This window comes from Bacillus sp. ISL-39 (assembly GCF_018613295.1).
In the GTDB taxonomy this organism is placed as follows: domain Bacteria; phylum Bacillota; class Bacilli; order Bacillales; family Cytobacillaceae; genus Mesobacillus.
The window spans coordinates 20,087-35,872 of sequence record NZ_JAGGQM010000015.1 but is presented as its reverse complement, the minus strand read 5'-3'; the positions used below and the strand labels follow the sequence as shown (position 1 = coordinate 35,872).

The following is a 15,786-nucleotide window of genomic DNA, read 5'->3' as shown; positions in this document are numbered from 1 at the left end:
GGATCCAGAATGCATATTGTGGTGGATGAATCATTGGGTATCCCAAAGGACATTACGGGTTCTGCAACAATCCGGATTTCTAAATTGAAAAAAGCAGATTCTTTACATGATTATATATCCTCAAGAAAGGGCGGCATTTTCCAAAGAAGCTTGCCGCTCATCAAGCGCACTCTACAGGAGGAGATTGAAGAAGTAGGGGCTTTACTGGAAACCCATCGCTCTGTTCTATATATCTATGATGCTTTTACAACCGATAGCGGGATCATCAAACGGCTGAAAAACTGGTATTTTCCTAATGAAAAGCTTTACATTCTTGATGGTTCGGAAAACAAGGCACTAGCAGTATACCTCATTCTTGAGCAAGCCAATCTTGCTGATGCAGAGGAGATTGCTTTCACAGGAAATTATAAGAGACTGACAGTAGTTAACAACCAGAAATACCGCAAACCCTCTAACTACCTTGCATTGAAGGAAAGAAAATCCAAGCAGTATTTTTTATTTGAGCATACGAGTGAAAAGCCCCTTGTCTCAGGAATGAAACAAGGGCTGCTTGATGAAATCTTGAAACATAATCCTTCCGATATGCTGATTATGGCATCGAGAACAAAGCTGGATTTTGAATGCCAGGGAGCGAGCTTTTACCAGCTGGAAAGCACTGGGCTGCCAGTCCACTCAGATGTGGTGGATATTTTGATTGCTGATCAGGCCGTGCCGCTGTATGTGAAGAAAACTAATGGAGTGACAAATGAATGATTGACTCTAAAAGAAAAGCAATTTTATTTTTAACGATTTCTTTTTTACTTGCTCTAGTAGCAGCGGGGGTCATCCTCGTCCAGATCAACCAGGCACAGGAGAAGCTTGGTAAGACTGTAGCGGTTGCAGCGGTAAAGGAAGATGTGAAATCCTATTATGAGCTTACAGCTAAAGACATTGAATGGATCCAGCTTCCAAAAGCAAGCGCACAAAAAGGATTCATTACAGATGAGAAGGATTTAGAAGAAGTCATTACCGTCGTGGATTTAAATGGTGGAGACCTACTTACTAAAAACCTTGTGAGAAAGAAAATAGATATCCCGGAAAACGAAAGGGTTGTCTGGCTGAATGCGACGGAGATCGTCCTGGTCGATCAGCAGACCATTGCCCCGGGCGACCTTGTAGATATCATTGTTACTACCGGAAAAGATGACAAAATGCAGACCAAACGCATATTCCAGAATATCTATGTTGTGGAAGTAGAAGAGATTGATGAAGAACCGCCCCGGGTGCGGATTTCCTTGCCGATTGAAGATGCAGAAAGCTTAATCCATTACCAGAACTCAGCAAAGCAAATCAGGGTGCTCAGGGTAAATCAGGCATCTTCAGGTAAGCAAGAGCTTAAGGAAGCGGAGAATTCCCAACAAGCTGAAGGAGCAGACCAAAAGCAGCAGGAACCAAATAAAGCTGATGGGGAAGCTGGAGCAGCAGGAAATACAGACCAGCAGAAAGCTCCAGCCGGGAAGACAGCCAAGCCAGCCGACAAGCCTGCATCTAAGGAACAGTCTAAACCTTAGAATATATTAAAATTTTAATCTAATATCATTTTAAACTCAGGGGGCATCACTCCTGAGAGTAACACCTTAATCATAAATATTTCATTGCTTTGGAAGGATGCGAAAGTGTGAGTATATATAAAGGTTTGCTGATTAGCAAGGATAGGAGCTGGAGTGAGGAACTGCTGCAGTTGGTCAGCGAGGAAAACATCGAAATATCCGTTGTGACTGAATGGAAGAGGACGTTTCGTGAGCAGCAGTCCTATCATTATATATTTGTTGATCTAGATACAATTGAGAACCCGCAGCAAATTCCAATGTCTTCCTCAAGCATTGTCCTGGGTCTCACACGCAACTACGAATTTGAGCAAGCGAGAACCTGGCTTGTAGCAGGGGCAAAGGATGTAGTCGTCCTGCCTGGTGAGAAAAACAGGTTGTTAGAAGCGTTGAAAGCCTCGAAAGAGCAATTTAAGTTCCAAAAAGAAACAGAAATGGGATATGGCAATGGCCAGGTTCATGCCTTTTATAGTGCGAAGGGCGGGAGCGGCAAGACTTTGCTCGCCAGCTTGATGGCTCAATCCTTGAGTATCCATCATGGTTTTAAGGTTCTGCTCATTGATCTGAATGCTCAATTCGGAAATGCAGATGTTCTTTTTGGCATTCAGCCTGGCCGTTCTTATTTTGATCTAATTCCAGTTATGGATGAGATGGATATCCGCCACCTGCAAAACGTTTCAAACTATCATGAAGAAACAAAGGTAACGCTTTTGACCGGTCCAGCGAATCCGGCAAAGGCAGAATCAATTCCTGATGAATTAATCGGAAGACTGATTCGTGTAGCAAAAAGCCATTATGACTACATCATTCTTGATTTGCCGCCCCACATCAACAATTCAACTTTTACGGGACTGAATGAAGCTAATCATATTCATTACATTCTGACACCTGACAGCCTAGGGCTGAGAGCCTTTAAGTATTCAGAGGATTTGTTTGAGCGATTCCAGATTGGCAGAGGAGGAGAGGTATCAGTCCTGATTAATCGATACCATCCAAAGCTTGAATTAACTCTTAAGGATATGGAAAAAATCATTGGCCGTGAAGTGAATGGCAGCATTGAATCTGACTTCTTCTCAATCCAGCCATTCATCAATATGGGAGAAGGCTTTTATAAAAAGAAGAAGGATAAGGGCAGCAACAAGGTCTCGAAATCCATGAAAAAGTATGTGGATGAAATGCAAAATCGTACAAAGGGGTGATTTGAATGTCGTGGGTAGAGAAAGCGTCCATTTTAAGCACACAAAAAATCACGCCGCAACGTGAATGGAACGTAGAACAATCCCAGGTCGACAGATGGGTGAGGCATTATAAATCCCGTCTGATAAAGGAAGCCAATCTTGAAAACATAACGACCTTATCACCTGTCGAACGAAAAAAGACGATCGAACGACTGATCATGCAAATGATCGATGAAGAAAAAGTTATTATTCCCAATGACCAGATTGAACAGATTATCCAGCAGATTATTAATGAGTCTGTGGGATATGGACCACTGGAAGCTCTGTTAAGAGATGATTCGATTACAGAAATCATGGTGAATGGTGCTTACGAGGTGTTCATAGAGAAGCAGGGGAAGATAGAAAAAACGAATGTGCGGTTTAAGGACGATGAGCATGTCCGGCACATTATCGATCGGATCATTGCGCCGCTTGGCAGGAGGATCGACGAAAGTTCACCGATGGTAGATGCCCGTTTGCTGGATGGAAGCCGTGTAAATGCCGTCATTCCACCAATCAGTATTGATGGTCCATCGATTTCGATCAGGAAGTTCAAAAAGGATCCATTTACGCTAGAAGATTTGATGGGATTTGGCAGTTTTTCAAATGAAATGGCAACCTTTTTGCAAGCTGCAGTTGAAGCAAAAGCAAATATCCTCGTATCCGGCGGGACAGGAAGCGGTAAAACGACCCTGCTGAATGTCCTGTCAGCCTCGATTCCAAGAGGTGAAAGAATCGTCACAATCGAGGACATGGCAGAGCTTCGTTTCAATTATGACAACCTGGTAAGGCTTGAAGCCAGGCCGCCGAACATGGAAGGAAAAGGGGAAGTTACGATCAACCATCTGGTTAAGAACGCGCTGAGGATGCGTCCCGACAGGATCATTGTCGGTGAGGTCCGTGGCTCGGAAGCAATCGATATGCTTCAGGCGATGAATACAGGTCATGAAGGGTCTTTGACGACTGTCCATGCCAACAGCCCGAAGGATGCCCTTGGCCGATTGGAAGCAATGGTCATAATGTCAGGACTTCCGTTGACGGTTGAGGTAATCAGAGGCTATTTCGTTGGGGCGCTTGATTTAATCGTCCAAACCTCTCGCTTCTCTGACGGTAAAAGAAGGATCGTCAGCATTGCTGAACTGGTGGAGGAAGACGGGGGAATTTTTGCGCGTGATATTTTTCGTTTCAACCGGGAAGCAACAATGGCTGATGGAACGATTGTCGGCAATTTCGCTGCGACAGGCTATGTGCCAAAGCTCTATCAGCGCTTTGTATCTTATGGAGTTGAATTCGCGAAAGATCACTTCCAGGCGGGTGCAGTAACATGACAACTGCCTTGCTGTTATTGACTGGCTGCATTTTCTTTTTCATCATTGGCATGTTTTATATTGTGCAGAGCCGTAATACAAGAGGGACGGTAAAAAGAGTAGATCAATGGTTCGATAAAAGCGATAGCCTGGAACGAAAAAGCTTCGTCTTGTTAATAGGTGACCGTTTCGACCGGTCAGAACTCTCAGATGAATTGGAAAGGAAACTGTACCAGGGCAATATTCCGTTGAAACCTTCTGAATATATGGGAATCTATATTCTGCTGCTTGCGCTCTTGACCTTTATCAATCACTTTGTCTTAGGGCTTTATATCATCATGGCAATCCTGTTCGCTTATTTAATCGTTTCATTGGGTTCTAAGTTTTACCTGAATTCTACTAAAAATAAACGGACAGAAGTTTTCAACAAACAGCTTCCGGAAGTGTGCCGGATGATGTCAAATGGTATTAAGGCCGGTCAAACCATACCGCAGGCAATTGAAATGGCTGGGCGGGATATGAAGGAGCCCAGCGGCCTGGAATTTCAGAAGATGGATTACCAATTTAAACTCGGAGACAGCCTTGAGACCGTTATGAATGATTTTAGGGAGCGTGTACCGAGTAATGATATCAATATTTTTGTCAGTACAATCTTGATACAGCAGCGTGTGGGGGGGAACCTTGCTGAAGTTCTTTCTTCAATGGCTGAAACCCTGGAAGAACGCAGCCGTGTCCATAAGGAAATCCAGACCGTCACGGCAGAAAGCCGCTCGATCGCTTATATCCTGGTCGTTATGCCATTTCTGATGGCGATGATGATGAATCTCTTCATCAAAGGGTTTTTGAATGTTTTATTTACACCTTTTGGTTTGCTGTTATTTTTAGCTTTTTCAGCCTTAGTCTTTTTTGCCTTCATTTTAATTAAGAGAATTACAAATATAAGGGTGTAGATAAGATGAAATTAATCGGTTTTTTCTCAATGGTGATGTTTTCGCTCATACTGCTGACGCTCTTCATTGGGTTTGTCTATCTGTATCTGTTTATCGCAAAAAAAGAAAAGCTCCTGCTTTCCCAGGGATATAATCCAAAAAATCGGAAGAAAAAGACCCCATTAAGAGAAAGATTGTTGTCACCGATTCTCCAATGGGGAATCAAGGCAGGCCCGGTCGGGATTAAATATCCGTTTTTTGCGGAGATCGATAAACACGACCGCATGCTAAAGGAGGCGGGAAACCCTCTAGGGATGCAAATCCAGGATTTCTATGGTTTCAGGTTTGTGCTTGGTTTGATCGGGCTTGGATTTGGCAGTTTCTACTCTATTCTGGGAATGCCATCAGGACTCCAGATTCTATTAATCTCCATTTTAGGCGGATTTTTAGGACCAAGTCTGTGGCTTTATTTCAAAGCGAAATACAGACAGGAAACAATCAGCATCATGATGCCTGATTTTCTTGATACCGTCAGTGTTACCCTGCAGGCCGGGGTTGGTTTGGATTCAGCCCTGAAACAAGTAACAAAGCAATTTGAGGGGCCGCTAAGCGAAGAAATTGATCGCTTCAACAAGGAAGTCGAACTCGGTGTTCCCAGGTTGACCGCTTATCAGAGCTTGATAGAAAGGAATTCTTCGAAGGAACTTCATTCACTGGTTAACGGATTGATACAAGGATCTTCACTTGGTGTGCCGGTATCCCGGACCTTTAAACTCCAGGCGGATGATTTAAGGGCGACAAGAGGTTTCATTGCTAAAGAAAAGGCAGCCAAAGCAAGTCCGCAAATCACGCTGGTTACCACATTTTTCGTGGCTCCAGCCGTATTCGGCCTTATCATCGGTTTGCTTGCGTTAAATATTTTCTACAATCCTCAAGCATTTGGGTTGGACTCCTTCTTTAAGTAGAAGGATTAACTATAAAAAATACAAATCGGGAGATGAAATAATATGTTAAAGAAAACTATGGTGAAGATGACCGGTGTATACAATCGTTATGTGAACAATGAGAGAGGTGCCCAGGCGCTTGAGTGGGTTGCATTAGGCCTTGTTGTCCTTGCGGTCATGGGTGCAATTGCTTCAGGCATCGGTGAGGATACATCTCTTGGAAAAACGATTATGAATAAGTTGAGTGAACTGGTAGGAAAGATTGGCGCAGGAGCATAATAAAAATCCGGGGTTGTTAAATTTGAAAGGGAAAATAAAAAAGCTTCTTAATAATGAAAAGGGTTCACAGTCGATCGAATTTGTCGCGATGTTCCCGCTGGTTATTCTGGCTTTCTTGATCATCTGGCAGGTTGCGCTGATTGCCTTTTCAGTTGTCGTCGCAGAATCGGCTGCCCGGGATGGTGCAAGGGCAGCTTCTGTACATGATCCTGACTGGGAAAATGTCACCAAAAGATCAGCCTATGGCGTGAAAATTTTAAGTATATCAGGTGGTCCTGGTTCTGATGAAGCCAGGGTTGAGGTGGAGGTCCAGGCGCCAATTGTGGCCCTTCCGCTGATTTCGGAAATGAAATTCTCCTTTGCGATGGATGCAGTGATGCCAATGGAGGAAGAACCGGATGACGATTAAAAATCTGAAAAACTATATTAACAATGAGAGAGGCAGCGGCATGCTGATCATTATGGTCGGCATGCTAATAGCTGCTATTTTCATAGCTATGATGTTCTTTGATTTCTCAAATGTATTCATCAATAAGCGGGTGACCCAAACAGGTGCTGACTCGGCGGCCTTGGCGGCGGCAAAGTCCTCCAAGGACACGATGAAGGAAACGCTGCAGGAGAAAACCCAGGAGGAGCTGGATGCATTAGGAGAAGCCTGGGAACAGTTCCTGGAGGATTCTGCAGATTCAGAGCCTCCTGCGGAAGGAGAGGAACCACCGCCGCCTCCTTCTGAAAGTGAACTATTAGCAGAGTTTGTAGAAATGATGGAAGACCATTATGATGGCCGAAATATGCCTGGCGATATGGTCAGCTGGATCTTGGATCATTCTGTCGAAGTCAAAGCAAAGACAGCCATGAAGTTTTTCTTTGATGATGATGGCGTGAGGGATATTGCCTGCAAGGCGGTCAGGGACAATTTGACAGAAGCTCGTGAGGAAGCGGAGAAATTCGCGAAGGAAAACCAGAATGACAAAATAAAACAAATGACCTTTATCCCCGAGGATTTCCGCATCTATGTCGTGACAGAACGGAAGGGTCAATATACGACAGTCCCAGATGAAGGAGTCCCGGCTATCACCGCAGAATCATCTGCAAGGATCGGGGAGCCAGATGGCTTTGACATATTCTGTGACTAGTCTGCACAATGGTCCATTAACCCATGATTAATGGAGCATTCACTTCTTTTTAAAAGGGTGATAAAGTAGATGATAATTAAAAATCCAAGATTTAGAATCGTTTTAGCATTTATGGCTTTATTTCTGATACAGTTTGCCGTTCTAATCCCTGCCTCGGCGGATTTGACAGAAGTCGAAACCAATAAGCAAGGTTTGAGTAAAACAGAACCAACCGATGCATCGGGAGGGGAACCGGTTGATGGTGAAGATGGTCCCCTGCCCTGGTGGAAAAAGGCATTGAATGAGTTGGGTGAAATTGGTGACAGTCTGATCGATGGCTGGAACAAGTTTAAAGACTGGGCGGTTGATGAATGGAATGATGCCTGGGATTTCGCAAAAGACAACTGGAATGATGCCTGGGATCTTGCAACAGACGTGTGGGGTAACATCGAAGACTTCTTTAAAAGTATTGGAGACTGGTTCAGTGAAAATGAATGGGCACAGACGCTGCTCGGAGGAATTCTTGCAGCGGGCATTATCATCGGTGTCATTGCGCTCCTTGTTTTCTTTGGAGTAATCGCTATTCCTCTTGGGATTGTCGCAGGGCTGATTATTGTGGCTGGTGCGCTTATTGGCGGATTCACCTATCAATGGCTCGCGGGTGATAATTACAGCTTCTGGGGAGCGTTTAGTTTCGCTCTTGTTGGAGGAGTACTAGGGTATATTGGCTATGCCACCGGCGCATTCGCCGCAGCAATCGGCTGGATCAGGACAGTTGCCTGGCCTGCTGCCGCTACCTGGTGGAGAACGGCCGCATGGCCATGGCTTAGAGGACGCCCGGCTGCTATTTGGGGCTGGGCTAGGACTGTGGCTTGGCCTTGGATAAGAACGAAAGCTGTTGCTGCCTATAGATGGGTGAAGGTGAGGCCGTTATGGGGGCAGCTTCGAGGATTTTATTCAGGTGCCTTTTGGAGATTAATGGTTAAAGGGTTTCCTATTGGATTTTTAGGCGGGGGCACTGCATCCATTGTAGGTAAACTATTTAAAGGTGAAACTTTTACTTTTAAAGAAATGTTGATCGATGCATTAATTGGTGGGTTTTCAGGAGCTATACTAGGGCCTATCATTTTAGCAGGAGTAACTTTGAGTTGGTCTGTTGTTGGCCTTTTAGGTCTTTACGGTGGAGTTGAAAACTATTTGGTTGAGGGCTTCAAGTCTAATGATTGGTCATTTGAGAACTTTTTGTTAGGGTTTGGGATTTCGGTTTTATCCACTAAACTTATAGGTGTTGCCGTGGAGAATATAATATCAAGAATGGTTGTCAGCGAACATCTGAATGAAGTGGGCACAAAATCTGCTGAGGAATTAGTTAAGTGGAGCTACGACCAAATAGATGAGTTAATAGATGCTGACAATACCGGGGAATCAAATGGTAACAATAGTGAAAAGCCTTCTGAAAAGAAGGGTTCTAATGAGAAGAATGCTCCTGAAGCAGAAGACACTACGGATAAAAAAGATGCATCTAATACTGAAAAAAACAATGAAGGTAGTAATGAGCAAACAGACTCGGGAAGTCATTTGCAAAACCAGAACAATAGGATGAATCCAAATATAAATCCAACATACAATTAAAATTTGATTGGGGGGATATAGTTGAAGAAACGAGCACTTACACCAATAACGTATTTATACACTTTTATAGTGTTTGGGCTATTTGCTGTGTGGGCATATGATGTAGAAAAAGAAAGTGGAGTTATTGACCCTAAAGATCACCAGACGACTTTAATAATTTTCGTTGCCTTCATGACTGTTGGTCTTATATTGGCTGGTATTGATTTCAGTAGTGAAAAGGAAAAAGGTAATAAAATCACACGCAAATCTGTAATTACTGGCGTCACTATTGCTCTTTTATTTTTAGTTTGGAGGGTGTTTATGTCGTTAGTGTAAGATTCGTTTAATATTATTTTATACTTCAATCACCATAAATCATAGAGTGTTTGCCGTTTAATATCGAGATTAGCTTTAACAGGCTAATCTCTTTTTTTAGAACTTAAATAATGACAGTTAATAAAGAATGATGTCTAAAGGATAATTGGATTACATTCAGTAACATGATCCTGTTCATGAGGAATTAGAGGTGATTCCATGTCAAAGAAGTTGTTAACCATAATAACGGGGATTATCATTGTGGGTACTTTAACCGGAGCTATTATTTGGGCTATTTCTGAAGCGGACGAAAATGGGAAAATATATCTTGAAGGCAATGAAAATATCGCTTATATGTTTTTGGGCTTATCTATTCTTGGCCTGATTACCGGTTCAATATCATTAAGAGCATCGAATGAAGAGGGTGACATTATTAGTAAAAAGTCGGTGCTTCCTGGGTTGGCAATAGCAACGATATTCTTCATCTGGAGGCTTTCGGTTGCATTATAGAATGCATACACTTGGAATCTTCCAAAGAATAAGTAAGAGTCCTAGTTTACATACAGGATGGAACATATGGAAGATAATATATGATTTTTTGAGACAGCGGAACCGTCCCTCCGCCTTGTGGTAGGCAGGATATAAACAATAATAATGATTTGATAAAAATTATCTTTAATCCTGAATTCAACCAAGTTTCAATTTTTATGTGTAGGTAGGGTGATTAAATGTCAAAAAAAGCACTTGATATTTTTTCTGGAGTTACTATTTTGAGGACATTGATTGCTTTCTTGGTGTGGGCATACTTTGAGCAAAATGAAAATGGAAAAATATACCTTGAAGGAAATGAAAATATTGCATTAATCTTTTTGTTACTTGGTATAGTTGGTTCAGTGACTGGGTTTATTAGTTTAAGGTCTATGAATGACGAGGGTGAAACGATAAGTAAGAAAACAGTAATCTCGGGTATAACCATTGCCGTTATCTTTATGCTTTGGAGACTGTCAGTCACAATATAACGTTACATCTTTTCCTAATTATAAGTTGATTAATTTAGATTAGCCTAAGCTAATCTCTTTTTTAGCATTCCTGAACAGGTACGAGATAGGGAGGATTCCAATAAAGAATGTTGATGAGGGATATAGGTGATCCAAATGTAATAGCGCGGGTCAAAATAGCTTACTGTTCCGTCTTTTTGGAGGCTTATCATTGCAATCTATCAATATAGCAAATAGAAGCCACAATTAAAAATCTATTACAAGGGGGAGAAAAAAGTGAATTATAAACGACGAATCATCTTTCTTGTGTTCAGTATGTTATTTATTACAGGATGTTCGTCCGAACCAAAGGAAGATACAAAAGCCCAGGAAGTTGTGAAAAGTGAGCAGAAAGAAAAGGAAACCGCAGAAAAGGCGGCAGGAGCCGATATGCCTAATGAAAAAGAAGAAGAGTTTGATTTAGATAGTTCACCAGTGCCTAGCAATCTCGAGGAAATGATGGTATATCCAGTTGGGCCACTTGCTTCTGCGGAGGGCATTGGTGATGAAGGGGTCAAAAATGCTCTGGAAGCTATTCCGGCTCTTTCCGAGGAGGCTTCTGAATCAGAATTAACCAGCTTATTTGAGCACTTGTTCACTTTTTAAAAAGGAATATGAAGACCCAAAGGCAGTCATGACGTCTGGAACTGTCAGCGCACCTGGTCAGGAAGCCCCGTCTTAAGTAAAGGCGGAAACCTTCAATATTTAAGTAATCCTCGATTCCAACGGAAGCATGGCAAAACAAATGGATGGAAAGACACGTATGGAACTGGCGAAGGAATCGATAGAAAAATTCGCCGCCCCCTCCCGAAAGAAGCTAATATCAGCTTGAGGGTGTATGGACATAAAGGCACCGGCTCGGATAAGGATAAGAGCCTGTCATGCTCGTCCAATGAGCTCGTTTATCCAATGCAGCCTTATGACAAGGGTAGCCTAAGCCAGGCTCTCAGTAAATTTAAGCCTGCGGGCTGGACACCATTAGCCCAAGCAATCACTGAAGCGCAAAAGGATCTCAGTCAATATAAAGGGGACGGAAATAAGAACATCCTCTACATCGTCAGTGATGGTATCGAAACATGCGGTGGGAACCCCGTGGCAGCAGCGAAAAGTTTAAAAGAATCCGGGATTGCCCCTGTAGTCAATATCATCGGGATTGATTTGGCGGGCAAGGATCAGCAGCAGCTTCAGGAAATCGCCAAAGCAGCAGGTGGATCCTATGCCAATGTAAAAAGCCAGCAACAGCTAAGGGATGAATTCTTTAAAACGGTTGAGGAGTCATTAAAGTGGCTGAACTGGAGTAATATTCAAGAGTTAGATACGTACGAGAAGTATAATAACCAGTCAATGGCTGTACGTATGATAACCAATACTTGGCAGTCGAATATCACCCTTGAGGAGAACAAAATAATGTTCTCAATTACTGATTTGAAAAACAAAGGGAAAATCACGTCTGAACAGAAAAGCAAGCTTTTAGATATGAACGAAAGTTTCTATAAAACACAAAGGAACTCTATAGAAGAACTACAAACAGTTCTGATTAATGCCACAGATAAAGAAATGAATGAGACTTTAGAGGAAATAGACAAGATTTACAAAGAAAATACTCCTGACAATTAGTTTCATGGGGGAAACCTATTGAGGTAGTGAACGAACAAAGACCCTCACCATCGAATTCTTTGGTATGGCCCAACTTGTTATTTGGACATGAGAAATTAGAGGTGATTTCATGTCAAAGAAGTTACTCACGTTTATCTCTGGTATTTTTTTAACGGTAACCTTAGTAGGTTCGTTTATCTGGGTATTTTCTGCAGCTGATGAAAACGGAAGAATACAGCTCGAAGGAAATGAAAATTACGTCTATTTGATGTTGTTACTAGGTATAATAGGATTTGTTACTGGTTCAATAGCATTAAAGGCTACTAACGAAGAAGGCGATACAATTAGTAAAAAGACAGTTTTTTTTGGTTTGGCACTTGCAGCAATTTTCTTCCTATGGAGACTTTCAGTTACGCTATAAATTGTACCTTCAACCTAAGTAGCTAATTTATTATACTGTATAAAATCTGGATTAGCATTTAAGCAGGCTAATCTTTTTTTAAATATGAGTCATGTCCACTTAGGAATATTTGTAAAATAGAGTCTTAAGTCCCAGAAACTTAACAGGCTGATAACCGTAAATAAAACATCCTTAAAAATTCGTACAATAAATGGATAGTTATCCGGAGGAGGTACTCATGAACCGCAAGAATCCTATTTTAACAGTTTTGCTGTTGTTGTTAAGCTCGTTTTTCATTTTGTCTGCATGCAGTGATGCGAGTCCGAGTGATGCGAAGGCAAAGGCTGAGAAGAAACAAGAGGATAAATACGAAAAGCTGGTGAAGAAAAAAAACAAGGAGCTTGAGCTTCAGCCGCTTGAACTGGGTTCCTATGCCGGGGAGATTGGCTCCACTTTTTCCAGTCCGGAGCATAAAGAATTCGCGGTCAACGGGAAGGTTGTTGTCGAAGGGAAGATTGACAAGTTTTCTTCTTTGAAGTCGGATTATATATTGATCAAAGTATCAGCAGATGAAGAAGGGCCTGCGGGACAGCAGCATGAGTACTACGCTAAGCTGAAGGATGGGAAGTACAAGCAGACAATTCGTTTTTTTAATGGGGAAGGCAAGTACCATGTGAGTGTCCATATCCCTAGCGATGAAACGGAGAATTATTATTTTGAAGCGACCGCCTTTGATGTTTACAATGTGAATCCTGAAATTCAGCGTGATCTTGTGCTGACGCCGTTTGGCCAAGAGGCGGAAGTTGCGCTGGATATGGAATCTGGCTATGTGAAAGAAAACGAGTTTTTTAGATTGGAAGGGGAAGTTGGAAATCTGACAGATGAAGATACCGTCATGCTTCAGCTGACTAAGGATATGGAGAGCTGGAAGCATATTATGCCGATCAAGGATGGCAAATTCAGCTATGACGTGCCTTTATTTTACGGTAAAGGTGTACATGAACTCGAGGTTCTCGTTCCGGATGAAGAACGTGAGAATTACTACCAGACGGCTACGACTATTTTAATTGATAATGAGTCAGACAAGACGATGCTGCCGATTGAGTATATGGATCAATACCTAGAGCGCGGCGTTACGCTCGAGTCCCCTGGATATGGCGGAGAAGAGACGGAAGGAATGTACAGTATAAAAGGGAAAATTGATCCTAATGCTAAGTTTGGCCCTGAAACAACACATATCTATATCACGACTAAAAAGGGAGAAGATGAAGCGTTAGATGTCATACCGGTTAAGGACTTTACATTTGATGACTCCTTTTATCTGCGGTTCGGTCCCGGAACATATGAGGTTATACTTAGCGTGCCTGAGATAAAAGAAGAAAATAGTGATTACTTCCGATTTTACGGGTTTGCCCGCTTTGAGGTTGAATCAACCGGTGAAGATCAGCGCGACCTGCTGCCATCAAGGGGCGTTCAATCCGACTCAGAGCCGATCAGACAGCTGGCAAGTGAAATCACCGCGGGAAAGAGCACGGAGAGGGATAAGGCTAAAGCAATCTATGAGTATGTAGCCAAAACTGTTGCCTATGATGTTGAAAAGCTGGAGACGGATGATTTTGAATGGGATGATAGCGCTCTGAAAACACTGGATTTAAAAACAGGTGTTTGCCAGGACTATTCTTATCTGGCAATTGCTTTATTGAGAGCGAGCGATATAGAATCACGGTTCGTTGAGGGCATGGCCCGCGGCGGCTGGTGGCCTTCAAGACATGCGTGGGTCGAAGCCAAAATTGATGGTGAATGGATCACCATGGATCCGACCTGGGGTTCCGGGTATGTAGACGATGGCAAGTTTGTGGCAAAATATGATGAAAAGTATTTTGATCCCAATATGGCCGAGTTTGAAAAAACACATACAAGAACGGGAATATCGTATTGAGAAAAATCTCAGAGCTGGAATGGCTCTGAGGTTTTTTTACAACTAGACAGGGTCCAAAGTTAAAAACAAATTCACAATAAAGCCAGCTTTCTGTGTTTATTCAGAGTGAAGAAGATAATCTCCAAACGATATAGGGATAGCGATATATCTGCTAAAATATAAATTTAGACGATATGACTCTTGCAAATATTGTTGAAACTCGTCATATTGTAGATAGGAGGTGCGATATGCGAAACGATATACAGCCGAATGAACAGGCATTCTCAACAAAAGAAGTGGCGGAGGAAGTAGGAATTGCTACTCCAACTGTCCGAAAGTATGGACAAATTCTGGAGCGCAACGGTTACGAGTTTTTGAAAGATGGCGACCGCCGAATCTTTGTCCAGTCTGATATAAAAGCGCTTATAGCGCTGCGCGATACGGACAAGCCACTGGACGATACGGCTAAAGATCTTGTGGCCGAGCAAAAACAAAGGCTCAATGGATCAGGCAGTACGGAGATTGCAATCAACGATACATATGGCAATAATTTACCGCAGGACCCTGAGCAATTGAAAGAGGTTTTGCTTTTCATGGTCAATGAACTGGCAGCAGCACGTGAAATGAATATGCAGCTGAAAAACGATATGGCCCAGATGAAAACAAGTGTTTCCCAGCTTCAGCAGGACCATCATGTGATCAGTTCCAGCATTGGGAATTCAGCACAAAGAACAAATGCGAAGATTGAAAAAATCCTCGAACAGCAAAATGCCCATTACGAAGACTTGCTGCAGCAGGAAAGAGAGAGAAGTGAGCTCCTGCAAAAAGAGATTCAGAAAATGCGGGAAGAGCAAAAGAATGAGTGGAACTCCCAAAGTGATTTCAATAAACGTTTAGAAGTAGAATTAAAGAATAGAAAATGGGGTTGGCTTTCCGCGATTTTCCGGAAATAAGTTGCATGAAAGACCTTCAATAAACTGAAAAAACAAGAAGAACAGAGCGTATTGCTGACCGATATGAACAAGAGCACTGCTAAAAGTGAGTATTTGTGTGTTTCAGAAAGCTTTACGATATATCGCCTGACGATACGCTATGCGAAATACATTCAATATGCCTCCGGACAGCAAAACCAGGTGTCGATTACCCCACCTTCAAAATTCAACAATTTCCCGAGAAATATCTACAATTTATGATTACGCATTCGACAAAAAATTAGCACTTCCATATTAACTGAACTCGGATCAATGAATACATAATAAAATCCCCTATGGATTATGGTCCATAGGGGATTTTATCTTTATAAGAAAGTATAGCATCTCTGCACTAAGATTAGTGTCTAGCTCCAGCGCCTAGCCCCTCGAGTCGCTTGTCCAGTGTCGCCTCCTAGAAACTTCGAAACTTCAACTCCGCCCGCAGAAGCAAAAAGCGCTTCTTTGTCGGAGTCTCCAGTTTCTGAGTTTCTGGGCAGTCGGCTATACTTTTCGATTTCGATCCACCCAATGAAGTCAAAGAGCGACTTCACTGTGCGGCCT

At 42.5% G+C, this 15,786-nt stretch carries 18 protein-coding genes; all 18 read left to right on the top strand.

Features of this window, described 5'->3' with window-relative positions; translation table 11 throughout:
• Positions 1-9 precede the first annotated feature (9 nt).
• The 18 genes from J7E37_RS13050 (at position 10) to J7E37_RS12965 (ending at position 15,207) form a co-directional block, all read left to right on the top strand.
• Complete coding sequence (locus J7E37_RS13050) at positions 10-753, top strand: hypothetical protein (protein ID WP_215024328.1); 744 nt, start codon at positions 10-12, stop codon at positions 751-753.
• Entirely contained in the window at positions 750-1,550 is an 801-nt protein-coding gene (locus tag J7E37_RS13045) for a CpaB family protein (protein WP_215024326.1), read from the top strand. Before J7E37_RS13050 ends, J7E37_RS13045 begins: the two co-directional genes overlap by 4 nt.
• Positions 1,551-1,657: 107 nt before the next feature.
• A complete protein-coding gene (locus J7E37_RS22105; protein ID WP_215024323.1) occupies positions 1,658-2,785 on the top strand; it encodes a CpaE/TadZ family protein in 1,128 nt (375 codons plus the stop codon).
• Between the two features lie 5 nt (positions 2,786-2,790).
• The gene (locus J7E37_RS13035; protein WP_215024321.1) at positions 2,791-4,131 is read left to right on the top strand and encodes a TadA family conjugal transfer-associated ATPase; all 1,341 of its coding nucleotides are present in this window, start codon (positions 2,791-2,793) and stop codon (positions 4,129-4,131) included.
• Positions 4,128-5,060, top strand: a complete 933-nt coding sequence (locus tag J7E37_RS13030) for a type II secretion system F family protein (RefSeq protein ID WP_215024320.1) — start codon at positions 4,128-4,130, stop codon at positions 5,058-5,060. The genes J7E37_RS13035 and J7E37_RS13030 overlap by 4 nt, the downstream gene beginning before the upstream one ends.
• Positions 5,061-5,065: 5 nt before the next feature.
• Positions 5,066-6,004, top strand: coding sequence for a type II secretion system F family protein (locus tag J7E37_RS13025; RefSeq protein WP_215024318.1), 939 nt, complete (start codon positions 5,066-5,068; stop codon positions 6,002-6,004).
• A 42-nt stretch (positions 6,005-6,046) separates the two neighbouring features.
• Positions 6,047-6,262 carry a hypothetical protein gene (locus J7E37_RS13020; protein ID WP_215024317.1) on the top strand — a complete coding sequence of 72 codons (216 nt, stop codon included), beginning with the start codon at positions 6,047-6,049 and terminating at the stop codon, positions 6,260-6,262.
• A 22-nt stretch (positions 6,263-6,284) separates the two neighbouring features.
• Positions 6,285-6,671 (top strand): TadE/TadG family type IV pilus assembly protein, encoded by a 387-nt coding sequence (locus J7E37_RS13015; protein WP_215024315.1) that lies wholly within the window; start codon positions 6,285-6,287, stop codon positions 6,669-6,671.
• Complete coding sequence (locus tag J7E37_RS13010) at positions 6,661-7,398, top strand: pilus assembly protein TadG-related protein (RefSeq protein WP_215024313.1); 738 nt, start codon at positions 6,661-6,663, stop codon at positions 7,396-7,398. The genes J7E37_RS13015 and J7E37_RS13010 overlap by 11 nt, the downstream gene beginning before the upstream one ends.
• Before the next feature lie 69 nt (positions 7,399-7,467).
• Entirely contained in the window at positions 7,468-9,009 is a 1,542-nt protein-coding gene (locus J7E37_RS13005) for a hypothetical protein (protein WP_215024311.1), read from the top strand.
• A 21-nt stretch (positions 9,010-9,030) separates the two neighbouring features.
• Positions 9,031-9,324, top strand: coding sequence for a hypothetical protein (locus J7E37_RS13000; RefSeq protein ID WP_215024309.1), 294 nt, complete (start codon positions 9,031-9,033; stop codon positions 9,322-9,324).
• A 198-nt stretch (positions 9,325-9,522) separates the two neighbouring features.
• On the top strand, positions 9,523-9,813 hold the full coding sequence (locus J7E37_RS12995) for a hypothetical protein (RefSeq protein ID WP_215024307.1): 291 nt from the start codon (positions 9,523-9,525) through the stop codon (positions 9,811-9,813).
• Between the two features lie 218 nt (positions 9,814-10,031).
• The gene (locus tag J7E37_RS12990; RefSeq protein WP_215024305.1) at positions 10,032-10,322 is read left to right on the top strand and encodes a hypothetical protein; all 291 of its coding nucleotides are present in this window, start codon (positions 10,032-10,034) and stop codon (positions 10,320-10,322) included.
• 255 nt (positions 10,323-10,577) lie between these two features.
• A complete protein-coding gene (locus J7E37_RS12985; RefSeq protein WP_215024303.1) occupies positions 10,578-10,946 on the top strand; it encodes a hypothetical protein in 369 nt (122 codons plus the stop codon).
• Positions 10,947-11,168: 222 nt separating this feature from the next.
• On the top strand, positions 11,169-11,957 hold the full coding sequence (locus J7E37_RS12980) for a vWA domain-containing protein (RefSeq protein WP_215024301.1): 789 nt from the start codon (positions 11,169-11,171) through the stop codon (positions 11,955-11,957).
• 109 nt (positions 11,958-12,066) lie between these two features.
• Positions 12,067-12,357: a hypothetical protein gene (locus J7E37_RS12975; protein ID WP_215024299.1), complete on the top strand. Its 291-nt coding sequence runs from the start codon at positions 12,067-12,069 to the stop codon at positions 12,355-12,357.
• A gap of 217 nt (positions 12,358-12,574) precedes the next feature.
• On the top strand, positions 12,575-14,275 hold the full coding sequence (locus J7E37_RS12970) for a transglutaminase-like domain-containing protein (RefSeq protein ID WP_215024297.1): 1,701 nt from the start codon (positions 12,575-12,577) through the stop codon (positions 14,273-14,275).
• 227 nt (positions 14,276-14,502) lie between these two features.
• Positions 14,503-15,207 (top strand): hypothetical protein, encoded by a 705-nt coding sequence (locus J7E37_RS12965; RefSeq protein ID WP_215024295.1) that lies wholly within the window; start codon positions 14,503-14,505, stop codon positions 15,205-15,207.
• Positions 15,208-15,786 lie beyond the last annotated feature (579 nt).